A 15804-nucleotide genomic window follows, 5' to 3' on the forward strand; every position below is an offset into this window, starting at 1 on the left:
TCAGCCTCCCTGGCCTGATCGGTTGGATGTGGCAAGAAGCCAGAGGAGGAACGGGGCGCCGAGCACACCCGTGATCACTCCGACCGGCAGGGAAACTCCTGGAATCAGGTTCGCACCCACGAAATCCGCTGCCAGGACGATGACCGCTCCGACCAGCGCTGCCGTCACCAGCGGGCGGTACCCGCCGAGGAGGCGCCGGGCGATCGGACCGGAGAGGAACGCGATGAAGGAGACCGGCCCGGCAGCCGCCGTCGCAACTGCGGCGAGGAGCACCCCGGTGACGATCAGCGCCAGCCGTGACCGTTCGACACTCACGCCCAGTCCGGCTGCGGCGTCGTCGCCCAGTTCCAGCCCCCGCAGCGAGCGGGACAGTACGACGACGGCGGGCGCCAGCACCACCAGCGCAACGGACAGTATGCTCACCCGGTCCCAGTTGCTCGAGTTGAGCGAACCGTTCAGCCACGCGAGGGCGTCGGTTGCAACGGTGATGTCGGTGCGGGTGAGGAGGAAGCTGACCACGGACTGCAGGACCGCCGCGAACCCGATGCCGACCAGGATGAGCCGGTATCCTGCCACCGAGCCCCGCCGGGAGATGAAATAGATGGCCAGCGCAACCACCAGGGCGCCGCCCATGGCGAAGCCTGAGAGGACGAGGCCGGATGCGCCGAGGAACGCGATCGCGAAGACGGCCGCCGCGCTGGCTCCGTAGCTGATGCCGATGATGTCGGGGCTGGCAAGCGGATTGCGGAGCATGGTCTGGAACACCGCTCCGGCAACGCCGAAGGCTCCACCGATCATGACGCCGATCAGGACGCGGGGAATCCGGTTCTCCATCACGATGAAACTGGCTCCCGGGATGTCGGCGCCTGCCACGATGCGGAAGAAGTCGGGGATGGTGACGGTGTAGCGGCCCAGCAGGAGCGTGACGGCGCTGAGCACGACGACGAGGAACGCCAGCACACCGATCTTCACGGCCCGCTGAGTGCGCAGCTGATGGCGCTGCGGGAGACCCAGGCCTTTGTCACCTGCGTGCTCAGCGGGTGTGGGACGGACTGCGAGGCTCATAATTCAGCCATCTTCCGGCGCCGCACCAGCCAGATGAATACGGGGGCACCGATGATTGCGGTGAGGATGCCCACCTGCACCTCACCGGGCGGGAGGATAACGCGTCCGAGGATGTCGGCGGCCAGCAGCAGCACCGGCGCGAGCACCATGGAGAACGGAAGGATCCACCTGTAATCAGGGCCCGTGAACGCACGCACCACGTGCGGAATGACGAGGCCGATAAATCCGATAGGGCCGGCGGCCGCTGTCGCAGCTCCGCAGAGCACGACGACGCCGAGTGCCGTGAGCGCGCGGGCGAGCGTGACGTTCTGGCCCAGTCCGCGGGCTATGTCGTCGCCGAGTGAAAGGCTGTTGAGCACCTTGCCTGTGAGCAGGGTCAGGGCGAATCCGAAGGCAAGGAACGGCAGCACCGGCAAGATGACGTCCCAGCCGCGGCCGGCTACGGAGCCTACCTGCCAGAACCTGAATGTGTCGAAGGTCTGCTGGCTGGAAACCAGCACGGCGTTCAGGAGCGAGACCATCCCGGCGGAGAGTGCAGCGCCGGCAAGCGCGAGCTTCACGGGAGTAGCGCCGTCGCGCCCGAGGCTGGCGACGGCGTAGACCAGCACCGCGGCGGCGGTTGCTCCGAGGAAGGCAAACCAGATGTACCCGGTGAAGTTGGTGACACCGAAGACGAAGATACCGATCACGACGGCGAGCGCGGCACCGGAGTTGATGCCGAGGATTCCCGGATCCGCGAGCGGGTTGCGGGCGACACCCTGCATGGCTGCTCCAGCCAGGCCGAGGGCGGCTCCGGCGAGCAGGCCGACGATGGTTCGCGGGATGCGCGAGAGTACGACGGCATGGTCACCGTTAGCGGGGTCCAGAGCTGTCAGGGCCTGCACAAGGGTTTCCACACCGATGGGCCGGGCTCCGATTGCCAGGGACGCAGCACACGCGAACGCGAGCACGAGGAACGCAGCGACCAGCTTCACGCCCCGGGCGGCGGGCCGTTTCGGTGCGCGCTGCGTGCGGAGGTCCAGCGGAGAGGCAGGGGCATCGAGTGCCATGCCTGCCTCCTTGAGCCAATACCCGAAGTCGCCGGACAGTCACCGGGACGGACTCAAGTAAGGCTAGCCTATGCATAGCAGCATTAGGAAACGGTTCTGTTCGCTATTTCCCTGGGTGACCCTGGAAAGTTTGTGCAGCTCCGGTGGTTTCAGCGCCGCCGAAGTCGCCGGAGCTGCACAAACTTTCCGCTAGGGCGCGGGGGGCGCGGTTCCGCGCCCGAAAGGACTTCCTCCGAGGCGCTCGCGCTGGTGTTCGGTGTGCCAGTTGTCCAGCGACGGGCCCTTCGGCACGATCTGCGTGGGGTTGATGTCCTCGTGGACGATGTAATAGTGCTTCTTGATCTGCTCGAAGTCGATCGTGTCGCCGAAACCGGGGGTTTGGAAGAGATCCCGCGCGTACCCCCACAGAGCCGGCATCTCCGTGAGTTTGTTCCGATTGCACTTGAAGTGGCCGTGGTACACCGGGTCGAACCGCGCCAGCGTCGTAAAGAGCCGCACGTCAGCTTCCGTGATCGAATCACCTACCAGGTACCGCTGACCGGTCAGCCTTTCCTCGAGCCAGTCCAGGGCGGTGAAGAGTCGGTCATAGGCGTCGTTGTACGCTTCCTGCGATCCGGCGAAACCGCAACGGTAGACCCCGTTGTTGACCTCCGTGAAAACCCGTTTGTTGACAGAGTCGATCTCCTCCCTCAGGTCCTCCGGGTAGAGGTCAGGGGCACCTTCCCGGTGGTGTTCCTTCCACTCCGTGGAGAAGTCGAGGGTGATCTGCGGGAAGTTGTTCGTGACCACTGCGCCGGAATTGACGTCGACGATCGCCGGCACGGTAATACCGCGGGGGTAGTCCGGATGCCGCTTGAAGTATGCCTCCTGGAGCCGCTCGATCCCCAGCACAGGGTCCCTGCCCCCCGGATCGAGGTCGAATGTCCAGGACCGCTTGTCATGGGTGGGCCCGGGCGTACCCATGGAGATGGCTTCCTCCAGCCCCAGGAGCCGCCGGACGATAATTGCCCGGTTGGCCCATGGGCAGGCCCGGGCGGCGATCAGACGGTAGCGCCCCGACTCCACCGGGAAGCCGTCCGCGCCGTCGCGCGTGATCCGCGTTTCAATGTATTGGGTGTCCCGCTTGAACTCCTTGCCGGAGTCCACGTAGGCACCCTTGGTGCTGTGGTCGGATTGGCTCATGATTTCACCCTAGGTGGTTGTATACCGGTCATGAATGGAGTTCGTTGAGCACCGGCGGTGGGATGCTTGCTCTCCTACCTGCACCTGCAACCCCTACTGCGCAAGCGATCCAAGCAGCGCGGTGCAGGCCGCTTCACAGCGGCGGCAGGCTTCGGCACAGATCCTGCAGTGATCGTGCATCGAGGCGTGGCGCTCGCATTCCTCCGCACAGTTCCGGCAGGCCTGCAGACAGGCCTCGAGCAACGGCGCAAGGACCGCGGGATGGTGCCCGCCCTGGCGTTGAAGCATCCGGGCGGTGGCCAGGCAGATGTCAGCGCAATCCTGATTCGTCCGGATGCAGTGCCGGAGGTCCTCGATGCCCTCCTCACCGAGGCAGGCGTCCGCGCAACTCCCGCAGGTGGCGACGCAGTCCAGGCATGCCTCGATGGTGGCCGCCAGGTCCCCCGCCTGAACCTGACCGGAGGGTCGCGGGTGGGCGATGATCATGTCAGCGATATGGGTCATGACTTGCCTGCCTTCTGGGTCTCATGATCACGGCCGTATTTGTGACGCAGTTCGCGACCTTCATCGACCAGTTCGATCTGCTTGTCGCGCTTCTTCTCGGCAGCCTTGGTGTCACGGGGCGGCAACTGCACGGTTTCCTCCGCCTTGATGCCCGCCTGCAATTCACGGCCTCGCTCAAGTTCGGCGTCGACTTCTGCCCCGAACAGCAGGGAGAGATTCGCAAGCCACAGCCACAGCAGGAAGATGATGACGCCGGCAATAGCGCCGTAGGTTTGCTGGTAGTTGCCGAAGTTTGCGATGTAGAAGGAGAAAGCCACCGTTGCGATGGCAAGGACCAGCAGCGCAATCATCGAGCCGATACTCACCCACTTGAACTTGGGCTGCTGAAGATTGGGCGTCGCATAGTACAGGACCGCGACCGTCAGTACCGCGACGGCAATCAGGACCGGCCACTTGGCGATGTTCCAGACGGTCAACGCAGTTGGGCCGAGACCAATTACCCCGCCGATTGCTTCCGCCACCGGCCCGGACACGATCAACAGCAGCGCCATCACCACAACCAGAAGCAGTACGACGACGGTGATCACCAGCATGATCGGGCGCAACTTCCAGAACGGGCGTCCCTCCTCGACTTCGTAAACGCGGTTCATTGCACGGGAGAACGCGGTGACGTACCCGGAGGCGGACCAGATCGCGCCGAGTAAGCCGATGACGAATGTCAGGCCGGCTGCATCTGAAGAGGCCAACTGCTCAACCGTCGGCTCGATGGTGTTCGCCGCCTGCGGCGCGATATTGGAGACGATATTGAGCACGGTGTCAGTGGTGGCCTGCGCCTGACCGAAGAGTCCGAGGATGGATACCAGGGCCAGCAGCGCGGGGAAGATGGCCAGCACCGCGAAGAAGGTCAGGGCAGCTGCAATATCAGTACATTGGTCCTTGCCGAACTCGTTCAACGTGCGTTTGAAGACGTACCCCCAGGCCGGTTTGGCCAGATCGGTAGGGTCATCCGGCTTCCGGGAGTCATCCGGGTCCGGGCTCGAGGCTGCCTTGGCTTGGGTTGCTTCCTCCGCCGAGTCCGCCTTCGCTGGATCTTTAGTGGCCACGTTTCTACCTCCGGTTCGAATTGCCTTCCTCAACCGAACCATAAGGATACTTACTATTGCAATAAGTAGTCGAGCGTTTAGTGTGGTTTTCACGTCTCCGCAACGATTGAAGGGTTCCACATGCGCATTGCTGTTATCGGAGCGACCGGCAACGTGGGAACGGCGCTCCTCCGCCGGCTCCAGCAGGTCCGCGACGAGAATCCTGCCATCGAACTGGTGGGGATTTCCCGCCGCGAGCCGTCCAGGGACCACGCACCGTACAGCGGTGTCGAGTGGCACACCGCCGACGTCGGCACTGACGCCGGCCGTGAACGTCTCACCGCCGCACTCCAGGGTGCTGACGCCGTCGTACATCTGGTGTGGGCCATCCAGCCGAACCGGGATGAGGACGCCCTGTACCGCACCAACGTGACCGGCACTCAGAACGCACTCCGCGCAGCCGCCGACGCCGGGGTGCGGCACTTCGTCTGCGCGTCTTCGGTTGCGGCATACAGCCCCGCACCGAAGACCGAACGGGTCACGGAGACCTGGCCGACCGGGGGTATTCCCTCGTCGCACTACAGCCGGTACAAGGCCGTTCAGGAAGACCTCCTGGATGAGTTCGAGAAGAAGTATCCGGAAATCCCCGTGGCAAGGCTCCGCCCAGGCCTGAGTTTCAACACAGAGGCGGGTAGCCAGATAGGTCGGTACTTCCTCGGCTCACTGGTTCCAAAAGGTCTTGTCCGGCGCCTGGGTCTGCTGCAGGTGCTGCCGATTCCTTCCGAGTTCGTGTTTCAGGCGCTCCACGTGGAAGACGTTGCGGAGGCCTACTGGCTGGCGGTCAAGCATCGGGCATCCGGAGCCTTCAACGTCGCCGCGGATCCTGTTCTCACGCCGGCGCTCGTGGCCGGCATCCTCGGAGCAAAACGTGTGTTCAACCTGCCGGTGTCTGTCCTCCGTGGGTTGGTCGCGGCCACATGGGGTCTACGGTTGCAGGCTTCGGACCCGGGCTGGATCGATATGGCTTCCCAGGCGCCGGTCATGAACACCGACCACGTCCGTACGGTCCTGGGCTGGGAGCCGAAGTACACCTCGGTGGATGCCATCCGCCAGGTGCTCGACGGGATGGCTGAGGGAGAAGGGAACGACGGCTCCCCCAGCCTGCGTCCCGGCCGCTGAGGTCAGCCTGAACCTGAGCGCAGCGTTCGGGGTTCAGCCCGTCTGCGCGCCGGCGCCGTCGGAGGTCAGCCATCCGACCGCCAGTGCTTCATCCGTGAAGTACCGGCTGGGCGTTGCAGCGCGGTAGTTGAAGGCCGTCATCACGCGCGCAACCTCGTCCTTGCCGAGGACGGCCGTACGGCTTGAGCACGTCTCTTCCAACAGGAGGCCCCTGGCCGGAGCGGTGATCCCGTCAACCAGGTCTATGTGCACGAGCAGCGGCCGCTTGCACGCGGGCGACATCGCCTCGACGGCGGAGATGCTCGCCTGCACGTCGTGCAACTCCAGAATTATCCCGGCATTCCAGCACAACCGAAGAAAGGCGCCCTCATCCGTCAGCAGGAAACGCGGATGATTGTCGGCTGAATATTCCATTGTTCGGTCTCCCCCAGACTCATGGTTCAGAGGTGCTGTGTCCCGGCGTCAGCAGCCACTCGATTGCCGCGGCCGGCGCCGCAAAATGGCGTGTGGGATATCGCGGACGATGAACGTCGTTGAAGAAAGTGGTGAGTAGCCGATCCACCGCTGAAGGCCCCACGAGCGCCAGTGCTGCCACGTTCAGATATCCGGCGAAGATCGCCAGAGCCGCAGCGTCGAGCGAGACCATCGAATTCAGGATCACCAGCATCGGGTCGCACAGGTCCGGGTTCACTTCGTCGAGCTTTCGGACGAGTTCCAGGGCATCCTGTTCGCTCACCGTGACGCCTTCGCTCCACTCGACGCGGACATAGCCCTCCTCCAGTTCGAGGACGAAACGGTGACCGGACGCTCCCCCGTTCATCGCTTCTCCCCTCGTCCGGCTACCGAAGCCAAATGTATCCCACCTCACATCAACCGTGTCAGGTACGGTGTCAGGATGCCCTGCGGGCGTCCCGCTCATCGAGCACGGTCTCGCGCGGACCGCTGAAGTCCTCCCCGCGGCGCTCGGCCTCCGGGGAGCCGGAGAAGAGGCGGGCGTCGTGACGGGGCCGGCCCACGTCGTCGTTCTCGGTCTGGCCGGGCACGGCCGCAACGGACGACGGCGCCGATACCTGCTCCCAGCGCTGGCGGGGCAGAGCGTCGGGGAACTCGGTCTGGATGAACCGGACCATTTCTTCGCGGACGAGGCACTGCAGGTCCCACCGGTTGCCGCTGTCCGCCGCGCTCACCAGAATCCGTGCACGAACCACGCCGTCGGTGGCCGCGGTGATCTGCAGCGTCCCGGTACGGCCATCCCACAGCTCGGAGCTGTCGAGGATCTCGCGCAGGCGGGAACGCATGTTCTCGATCGGCACGCGCCAGTCGAGGTCCAGCTCCACGGTTCCCAACAGCTCGGAGCGGCGGCGGGTCCAGTTCTCGAACGGGGTGGAGGTGAAATAGGTGGAGGGAAGGATGATGCGGCGTTCATCCCAGGACTGAACCACCACGTAGGTCATGGTGATCTCCTCGATCGTCCCCATTTCGCCCTCGACGAGAACGACGTCGTCCACGCGGATTGCGTCGGTGAAGGCCAGCTGCACGCCGGCGAAGACGTTGCTCAGCGAACTCTGAACGGCGAGGCCTGCGACGATCGAGATGAGACCGGCGGAGGCCAGGATTCCGGCCCCCAGCGCACGCACTTCGTCAATGGTCAGCAGCAGGCTGGCCAGTGCGAGAGTGATGATCACCGCGACGGCAACCCGCCGTGCGAGCATAATCTGGGTCTTGAGCCGCCGGGCGCGCCGGTTGTCGCGGGTGGCATTTTCGTAGTACCCCAGCACCATGGTCTCCACCATGGAGAGCACCGCGATCAGCAGCCACGCCAGGGACCCGATGAGTGCCAGCACCAGCACGTAGTCGACGGGCGGGAACCAGGCGGCCTCACGCGCGGTGGCACCGAGGGCGATCCGGACGCCGAGGACGGCGAGCACCACCTGCAGCGGACCGCGCAATTTACGGGTGGCGTCATGGATCTGCGGCACTTTTCGGAGCGCACGTGCTGCCGCGCGGCGAAGGATCCACCCCAGCACGGCGGCGGCGAACACCGCTCCCGTGACAGCCAGGAAGGGGGTGATCGTATCTAGAAAGTCCATCCGTCTACAGTCTCAGATGGCACAGGGGGTCAGTCCAATTACCGTTCCGGCCTGTTGGGTACTAGTAGAGGAAAATGTCGAACCACTCCCGGTTGTGTGCGTGCAGCAAAACCAGGAAGAGCACAAAGTCGAACAAGAGGTGCACGCTCACGATGTAACTCAGCGACTTGGTCTTCGAGAAGATCCAGGCCTGGATCAGCGCGAACGGGTAGATGAGGACCGGGCCCCAGGCGTGGAAACCCAGCTCCCAGAGGAATGACGTGAACAGCACTGCCTGGAGGAGGTTGGCCTGCCAGTCGGGCAGATGGCGGCGCAGCAGGGTGAATGCGGTGCAGATGAAGAACAGCTCATCCCAGATACCGAGGACGTTGGTCCCCAGGAACAACCGAGTAATTGTTCCCGGGTCCGAGGCCGCGGGCCAGTTCTCGTAGACCCCGGTGGGGATCATGTACACCGGCAGCACCAGATAACCGATAATCACCACCGCAACCAGGTACCAGCGCTCCGTCCGGGTCCATTTCTGGCCGGTGAGCACCGGAAAGCGGATGGCGTGATCCTTGAAGACGAATCGGGACAGCAGATAGGGAACCGCGACGGCGAAGAGCATCGCCGTACCCATAATCGCCATGTGGCTGAAGCTGATATCGGTAGTGATGGGCACCGCGCTGATGATGACAAGGCCGATGGCCAGCAGCGACAGGTCCCGAAAAAGCGCCTTGCCGGTGAAGTACGCGACCGTGAGCGCCACGGCAAGAAACAGATAGCCGATCAGCCTCTGCTCCAGGGCGAAAGTGATGAAACCGGATGCGGAGACCAGGGCAGCGGACAGGACCGGCAGCACCCGGGGGCGCGCGTCAAGGCTCGCCGTGGTGATCATGATTCGAGCTTACGCCCTGCTCTGCCGTCAGCGCGCGCCTAGACTTACGAAATGGTAGACAAAGCTGTCGACAGCGAAACCCGTCAATCGCTCATCGCCGACACCCTGGTCGAGGCGTTCAAGCCGCTCATGGAAGCAGACCCGCATGGGTTCCGCACGAAGTTCCGCAAAATGGCCGCCGACCCGTTCGCCTTCTACCGCGGCAGCGCCTGCCTGTTCTACGCGGACATGCGGGAGATGACGGACGAGTGGGCCGATGACAAAACCAGCCGCGTGTGGATCCACGGCGACCTCCATGCGGAGAACTTCGGCACCTACATGAGCAGTACGGGGCAGCTGACGTTCGACATCAACGATTTCGACGAGGCCTACCTCGGTCACTTCTCCTGGGACCTGCGCCGGTTCACGACATCGCTGGCGCTGATGTGCTGGCAGAAGGCGCTCCCCGAGGAATCGGTGCGCTCGCTGGCACGCACGTACCTGTCCGCGTACCTGGACCAGGTGAAGCATTACGACGACGCCGGCCAGGACGACTTCGCGCTTCACCTTGGCAACACCTCGGGCACCATCCACGATGTGCTTCTGACTGCGCGGTCGTCCCGCCGAACCGATCTGCTCGACTCCATGACGCTGGTCGATAACCATGAGCGCCATTTCCAGAACAACAGTAAGACTCGGCGCCTCGACGACGATGAATACGGAAGGGTTGAAGAAGCGTTCAAGGACTATCTGGGGACTATCCCGGAGGGCAAGCGCTCGGGCCGTGAGGTCTTCTACAACGTCAAGGACATCGTCGGAAGCTCGGGTTTCGGCATCGGCAGCGCCGGCCTTCCCGCCTACAACGTGCTCATCGAGGGGTACAACGAGGCTCTGGAGAACGACATCATTCTGGCTATGAAGCAGGGCAATATCGCTGCGCCGAGCAGGGTTGTCACGGATGAGCGCGTGCGCTCCTACTTCGAGCATGACGGCCATCGGACCGTGATCAGCCAGCGGGCACTGCAGGTGCACACCGACACTTTCCTCGGTTACACCACGATTGACAGCACGGGCTTCGTGGTCGACGAACTCTCGCCCTACAAGGCGGACCTCAGCTGGGACAACCTCACGGAACCGGACGAAATTGAACCGGTCCTCGTGGACCTCGGACGGGCGACCGCCAAGGTGCACTGCGCGTCGGACGAAGACAGCGACCAGGATCTCGTTCATTTTCAGACCGAGCGCGCCATCATGCAGGTGGTTGATGGGCGCCGGGAGGAGTTCATCGACGACATCATCGAGTTCTCCCACACCTATGCACGAACGGTCCGGAGCGATTATGCGCTCTTCATTGAAGCGTTCCGGGAGAACCGGATACCGGGCGTCCCGTCAACCTGATGCGGGTAAGTGCTCACAGAAGCAGCCTGAAATCAACGTGAGATAGTTCACTCCTCGTCGGCTTGGAGATGGACTTAGGTAAGCCATACCTTACTAAGAGAAGCACTACTGATGATGCTTCCCGACATCTGTTCCTTCTCACCCTGGAGTCTCGCACGTGAAAAATCCTGGAAAAATCAGTGTGGTTGCCGCGCTCGCGGCAACCGTCCTGGCCCTGACGGCATGCGGTGGTTCCGCAGACGCCGGCAATGAGGCAGCCGGTACCGGAACCACGCTTACGGTGGAACACGCACAGGGAAGCACAACTGTCCCTGTCAATCCCGGGAACGTGTACACCTTCGACCTGGGAGTGCTCGACTCGCTGGACGCACTCGGCGTTGCGGTGTCAGGTGTTCCGCAGGGAAATCTTCCCCAGGCGCTGGACGCGTACGAGTCCGATGACTACACCAAGATCGGTTCAGTCAAGGAACCCGATTTCGAGGCGATTGCCGCCGGCGCGCCGGACCTCATCATCATCTCCGGCCGCACCGCCGACTACTACGACGAGCTGAGCGAGATCGCCCCCACCATCGACCTGAGCGTCGACCAGGCCGCACCGATCGACAGCTTCAAGGGGGTCAGCACCACGCTCGGCCGCATCTTCGAGAAGGAAGCTGAGGTGACCGAGCACCTCACCGCCATCGACGCCGGCATCTCGGAGGCGCAGGGCAACGCCGCCAGCTCCGGCACAGGCCTGATCGTCCTGACCAGCGGCGGTGAACTGACCGCCTACGGCGCCGGATCCCGATTCGGCCTCATCCATGACGTCCTCGGCGTCGAGCCGGCTGCTGAGGTCACTGAGGACGGTTCCCACGGGCAGTCCATCTCCTTCGAGTTCATTGCTGAAACCAACCCCGACTACCTCTTCGTGATTGACCGCGACTCCGCAATCGGTGAGTCCGGTGACGCCGCCTCCGCGGTCCTGGACAACGATCTGGTCAATGGCACCACCGCAGCAGAGGAGGATCACATCGTGTACCTCGACGCCGCAAGCTGGTACCTCGTGGGGTACGGCCTGGGCAACGTCGAGGCCATGGTCAGCTCCGTCAACGACGCACTGATCAGCTGATCTCATCCGCCGGTTACACTCACCTGTCACCGGCACAAGGCCATTCTGTGATCACAGCACCTTCACCGGCAGATGTCCGGACGACGGCCCGCCGCCCGTTCCCAGCGTTACGCGCCGGGCTTGCGGCGCTCGCCGTCGTCGTCCTTTCTGTTGCGAGCCTGCTCATCGGTGTCAGCGACGTCTCGCCGGCAGCCCTGTTCTCCCAGTCCGACGACGGCACAGCCGGACGGATCCTGCTCATCAGCCGAATCCCGCGTACCCTCGCCATTCTCCTGACGGGCGTGGCGGTGGGCGTGGCCGGGCTCATCATCCAGCTGATGGCGCGCAACAAGTTCGTTGAGCCCTCCACCGTGGGGACCGTCGAGTCCGCCATGCTCGGCATTCTCGTTGTCACGGTGCTGATACCGGCAGCTCCTCTGCTGGCCAAGATGGGCGTGGCAGCGGTCTTCGCCGTCGCCGGAACAGCGCTCTTCCTGCTTATATTGCGGCGCGTGCCCCTGCGGAATTCATTGATTGTCCCGCTGGTCGGCATCATGCTGGGCGGGATCATCGGCGCTGTCACCACCTTCTTCGCCTACCGGTTCGACCTGCTCCAGAGCCTGAACAGCTGGATGGTGGGCGATTTCTCCGGCGTGCTCGCGGGCCGTTACGAATTCCTCTGGCTGGTGGGGGCACTCACAATCGTGGGCTATTTTGCCGCCGATCGCTTCACCGTCGCCGGGATGGGCAGCGAATTCACCACCAATCTTGGCCTCAACTACCGGGCGGTGATGAGTCTGGGACTCGTGATCGTCGCGCTGATCAGCGCCGTCGTCGTTGTGACCGTCGGAGCAGTGCCGTTCCTCGGCCTGCTGGTGCCCAACCTCGTCTCCATGCTGATCGGGGACAACGCGCGCCGGGCCGTGCCGTGGGTTGCGCTGCTGGGCGCGGGCCTGCTCCTGTTGTGCGACATCCTGGGCCGCCTGATCCGTTTCCCCTACGAGATCCCGGTAGGCACCGTCCTGTCCGTCGTCGGAGCCGCCGGCTTCCTCTACCTCCTGCTGAGGAGCCGCCGCCGTGTCGCCTGAAGCAATGCCTCCCGCACTGACCGTACGACGACGGCGGCCCCTTCAGGGACCCGGTCCCCGGACCTGGATCCTGGTGCTGGGTCTTCTTGCGGCCGCGCTGACGTTGACGTTCATGACCATCGGCCTCTCGGGGAACCTGGCCTATGTCCTGCCGCTGCGCGCCACCAAGGTGGCGTCGATGCTGCTGGTGGCCTACGCCGTCGGGGTATCCACCGTGCTCTTCCAGACGGTCACGGGGAACCGGATTCTCACGCCGTCGATCATGGGGTTCGACGCGCTGTACATCCTCCTGCAGACGTTCCTTGCCTTCACCATCGGCACGCAGGCCCTCCTCACCCTGGGCTCAGGCGCCCGCTTCCTGATGGAGGTGGTTCTGATGGTTGCGTTCTCGTGGGTGCTCTACCGCTGGCTCTTCGTCGGCGGCGGGAAGTCGCTGCACCTCGTGCTGCTGGTGGGCATTATCTTCGGCACGCTCTTCCGCGGAATCTCCTCGCTGCTGCAGAGGCTCATTGACCCGAGCGAGTTTGTGGTTCTGCAGGACCTGTTCTTTGCCAGCTTCAATAACGTCGACTCGTCCCTGTTGGGGGTGTCAGCGCTGGCCATCTTCGCCGCGAGTGCGGCCGGCTGGCGCATCCGGAACCAGTTCGACGTTCTGGCCCTCGGACGGGAAACCGCCCTCAGCCTCGGCGTGAACCACCAAAGCGCCGTGACGCAGGTGCTGGTGATCTGCTCGGTGCTCGTGGCAGTCTCCACTGCCCTGGTGGGACCGATCACGTTCTTCGGCCTGCTCGTGGCATCGGTCGCCTACCAGCTCTCTGCGGTGTTCCGGCACAAATACGTGCTGCCGATCGCCATCCTGCTGGGCGCCATCGCGCTCCTCGGCGGTCAGCTGATCCTCGAGAGGGTCTTCGGCTTCGACACCGCCCTGAGCATCGTCATCGAGTTCGTCGGCGGGATCGTTTTCATCGCCCTCCTCCTGAAAGGTTCGATCAAATGATCCAGCTGTCCGGCGTGACCAAGGCGTACGGCTCCGATACCGTCGTCGACTCCGTAACAGCCGCCATACGCCAGGGCGGCATCACCTCGATCATCGGCCCCAACGGCGCAGGCAAGTCCACCCTGCTGTCCATGATGAGCCGGCTGCTGCCCATGGACAGCGGTTCGGTTGTGATCGAGGGCATGGACGTAAGTACGACGGCAAGCAACACGCTGGCACGGAAAATGGCGATTCTGCGCCAGGATAACCAGCTCACCGTCCGGCTGACGGTCCGCGATCTGGTGGGATTCGGACGCTTCCCGCACAACCAGGGCAGGCCGACATCACAGGACCGCCTGCATATTGAGCGTGCCCTGGACTACCTCGATCTGGGTTCAATGGCTGACAGGTTCGTGGATGAGCTCTCCGGCGGGCAGCGGCAGCGGGCGTTCATCGCCATGGTGCTGGCCCAGGACACCGACTACATCTTCCTGGACGAGCCGTTGAACAACCTCGACATGAAGCACGCCGTGGACCTGATGCGCATGCTCCGGCGCACCGTTGAGGACCTTGGCAAGACCGTGGTGCTGGTCATCCACGACATCAACTTCGCGTCCTGTTACTCGGACCGGATCATCGCAATGCGAAACGGCGCGGTGGTGCACCAGGGCACTCCCGCAGAGTTGATGCACACGTCGCTGCTGCGCGAGGTGTACGACATCGAGATCCGCATCGAAGAGATCGACGGCAACCGCATCGGGGTATATTTCGCCTGAGTGCGCGCCCTGGGTATCCGGCGGCGCCCTGACGGATTGTCTGTCCCATGGGGCAGGATGGGAGCCATGGAGGCCGTGATGGATTTTGATGTACTGGTCATCGGTGCCGGCCCGGCAGGCATGGCTGCTGCAACCCGCGCCGCGGAACTGGGGGCACGCACCGCCGTCGTCGAGCGTGCCCGGCTGGGCGGCACGTGCGTCAACTCGGGCTGTGTGCCTACGCGGGTGCTCGCAAAAACGGCACGGCTGTACCGGGAGGTGCGCACCGCCCGCGAGTACGGAATCGTTGTGCAGGAGCCCGCGGTTGACTGGCCGCAACTGGTCCGGCGGGTCCGCTCCACCGTGGACCGCGTGCTGGACGCAAAAGGGTACAGCGAGTCCATGCAGCGCCTGAAGATCACCCTGCTGGAGGGCGAGGCCGCCTTCACCGCGCCCCAGGAAATCTCTATTGGGGGCCGCACGGTCACTGCCGCCTCAATCATCCTGTGCGTCGGCGGTAGCGCGCGCCGGCTCCCCCTCCCGGGCGCCGAGCACGCCGTGCTCCCCCATGAGGTGCTGGACCTTCCGGACCTCCCCGAAACCGTTGCGATCATCGGCGGCGGCCACACGGGCGCGCAGCTCGCCACCATTTTCGATGCGCTCGGCTCGCGGGTCACCCTCCTCGACCTGGCCCCGCGCATTCTCACCACCGAGGACGAGGCCGTCTCCACCGCCGTGACGGAAAGCTTCCGTTCCCGCGGCGTGCGCGTGGACGTCGGCATCCGTGGTGTGGAGAGCATCGAAAAGCACGACGACGGCCGGCTCGAGATCAGCTGGCAGGGAACCGATGGCGTGGAGTCGGCTCAGGTTGGAGCGGTGGTCATGGCTGCCGGCTGGCCGGCGAACATCGACGGTCTTGGTCTGGACGCCGCCGGGATCACCGCAACGCGGGGAGCTATCCCGGTGGACAACTACCTCCGGTCCAACGTCCCGCACATCTTCGTTGCCGGAGATGCCAATGGAACGTCCATGCTGGTGCAGGCTGCGGTCTTCGAGGGTGAGACCGCAGCGGAGAACGCCGTCCTCGGAGCGCACCGCACCACGCCACACCACCTGCTTCCGGAGGGTGGTTTCACTGACCCTGACTATGCCGGGGTGGGGCTGACCGAGGAGAACGCGAGGGAACGTGACCCGGAGTGCGCCGTCGTCGTCGTTCCCTATGGCGCGGTGGAGCGCCCCATCATCGATGACCGGGAGCAGGGATTCCTGAAATTGGTCACTGACCGGCACCGCGAACTGATCCTCGGTGCGCACGCTGTCGGCGAGAATGCAGTGGAGGTTATCCAGGCGGTCGCGGCCGCGATGGCGGCCGGCACGGACGTCGCCACCCTTGCCCGCGTGAAGTTCGCCTACCCCACCTACAGTTCGATCATCGGCCATGCGGCGCGGAAGGTGGTGCGGGGAGCAGGGAAAGACTCCTGGTAGTCGGACTG

The 15804-nt window shown here is 64.1% G+C and carries 16 protein-coding genes; 7 read left to right on the forward strand and 9 right to left on the reverse strand.

Translation table 11 applies throughout. From position 1 onward, the window contains the following. From AC4D2M_RS03980 to AC4D2M_RS04000, 5 genes are all read right to left on the reverse strand, one after another. The gene (locus AC4D2M_RS03980) at positions 1-1065 is read right to left on the reverse strand and encodes a FecCD family ABC transporter permease (protein WP_490890167.1); all 1065 of its coding nucleotides are present in this window, start codon (positions 1063-1065) and stop codon (positions 1-3) included. Continuing rightward, the gene (locus AC4D2M_RS03985) at positions 1062-2114 is read right to left on the reverse strand and encodes a FecCD family ABC transporter permease (RefSeq protein ID WP_490890169.1); all 1053 of its coding nucleotides are present in this window, start codon (positions 2112-2114) and stop codon (positions 1062-1064) included. The genes AC4D2M_RS03980 and AC4D2M_RS03985 overlap by 4 nt, the downstream gene beginning before the upstream one ends. 189 nt (positions 2115-2303) lie before the next feature. After that, positions 2304-3296 carry a glutathione S-transferase family protein gene (locus tag AC4D2M_RS03990; RefSeq protein ID WP_490890171.1) on the reverse strand — a complete coding sequence of 331 codons (993 nt, stop codon included), beginning with the start codon at positions 3294-3296 and terminating at the stop codon, positions 2304-2306. A gap of 93 nt (positions 3297-3389) precedes the next feature. Beyond that, the gene (locus AC4D2M_RS03995; RefSeq protein WP_490890172.1) at positions 3390-3800 is read right to left on the reverse strand and encodes a four-helix bundle copper-binding protein; all 411 of its coding nucleotides are present in this window, start codon (positions 3798-3800) and stop codon (positions 3390-3392) included. Further along, a complete protein-coding gene (locus AC4D2M_RS04000; protein ID WP_490890174.1) occupies positions 3797-4903 on the reverse strand; it encodes a YihY/virulence factor BrkB family protein in 1107 nt (368 codons plus the stop codon). Before AC4D2M_RS04000 ends, AC4D2M_RS03995 begins: the two co-directional genes overlap by 4 nt. Positions 4904-5023: 120 nt before the next feature. Between AC4D2M_RS04000 and AC4D2M_RS04005 the strand changes: the two genes are divergently transcribed. Then, positions 5024-6061, forward strand: a complete 1038-nt coding sequence (locus tag AC4D2M_RS04005; protein WP_490890175.1) for an NAD-dependent epimerase/dehydratase family protein — start codon at positions 5024-5026, stop codon at positions 6059-6061. A gap of 33 nt (positions 6062-6094) precedes the next feature. Here AC4D2M_RS04005 and AC4D2M_RS04010 read toward each other — a convergent pair whose 3' ends face one another. The 4 genes from AC4D2M_RS04010 to AC4D2M_RS04025 all read right to left on the reverse strand — a co-directional run bounded on the left by AC4D2M_RS04010 (position 6095) and on the right by AC4D2M_RS04025 (position 9028). Then, on the reverse strand, positions 6095-6475 hold the full coding sequence (locus tag AC4D2M_RS04010; protein ID WP_490890177.1) for a DUF7793 family protein: 381 nt from the start codon (positions 6473-6475) through the stop codon (positions 6095-6097). Between the two features lie 19 nt (positions 6476-6494). Then, positions 6495-6881 carry a DUF7793 family protein gene (locus AC4D2M_RS04015; protein WP_490890179.1) on the reverse strand — a complete coding sequence of 129 codons (387 nt, stop codon included), beginning with the start codon at positions 6879-6881 and terminating at the stop codon, positions 6495-6497. A 70-nt stretch (positions 6882-6951) separates the two neighbouring features. Continuing rightward, positions 6952-8151: a mechanosensitive ion channel family protein gene (locus AC4D2M_RS04020; protein ID WP_490890180.1), complete on the reverse strand. Its 1200-nt coding sequence runs from the start codon at positions 8149-8151 to the stop codon at positions 6952-6954. A gap of 61 nt (positions 8152-8212) precedes the next feature. Then, positions 8213-9028 (reverse strand): CPBP family glutamic-type intramembrane protease, encoded by an 816-nt coding sequence (locus AC4D2M_RS04025; protein WP_490890182.1) that lies wholly within the window; start codon positions 9026-9028, stop codon positions 8213-8215. A gap of 51 nt (positions 9029-9079) precedes the next feature. On the opposite strand from AC4D2M_RS04025, the gene AC4D2M_RS04030 reads away from it, so the two are divergent. The 6 genes from AC4D2M_RS04030 to AC4D2M_RS04055 all read left to right on the forward strand — a co-directional run bounded on the left by AC4D2M_RS04030 (position 9080) and on the right by AC4D2M_RS04055 (position 15796). Then, positions 9080-10405, forward strand: a complete 1326-nt coding sequence (locus AC4D2M_RS04030) for a DUF2252 domain-containing protein (protein WP_490890184.1) — start codon at positions 9080-9082, stop codon at positions 10403-10405. Between the two features lie 157 nt (positions 10406-10562). Continuing rightward, on the forward strand, positions 10563-11513 hold the full coding sequence (locus AC4D2M_RS04035; protein ID WP_490890186.1) for a siderophore ABC transporter substrate-binding protein: 951 nt from the start codon (positions 10563-10565) through the stop codon (positions 11511-11513). Positions 11514-11560: 47 nt separating this feature from the next. Further along, a complete protein-coding gene (locus AC4D2M_RS04040; protein WP_490890187.1) occupies positions 11561-12580 on the forward strand; it encodes an ABC transporter permease in 1020 nt (339 codons plus the stop codon). Continuing rightward, positions 12570-13577, forward strand: a complete 1008-nt coding sequence (locus AC4D2M_RS04045) for an iron chelate uptake ABC transporter family permease subunit (protein ID WP_490890188.1) — start codon at positions 12570-12572, stop codon at positions 13575-13577. Before AC4D2M_RS04040 ends, AC4D2M_RS04045 begins: the two co-directional genes overlap by 11 nt. Beyond that, on the forward strand, positions 13574-14332 hold the full coding sequence (locus tag AC4D2M_RS04050; RefSeq protein WP_490890189.1) for an iron ABC transporter ATP-binding protein: 759 nt from the start codon (positions 13574-13576) through the stop codon (positions 14330-14332). The genes AC4D2M_RS04045 and AC4D2M_RS04050 overlap by 4 nt, the downstream gene beginning before the upstream one ends. A gap of 78 nt (positions 14333-14410) precedes the next feature. Further along, positions 14411-15796 carry a dihydrolipoyl dehydrogenase family protein gene (locus AC4D2M_RS04055; protein ID WP_490890191.1) on the forward strand — a complete coding sequence of 462 codons (1386 nt, stop codon included), beginning with the start codon at positions 14411-14413 and terminating at the stop codon, positions 15794-15796. Positions 15797-15804 lie beyond the last annotated feature (8 nt).

This window comes from Arthrobacter sp. TJ-270, assembly GCF_058269075.1.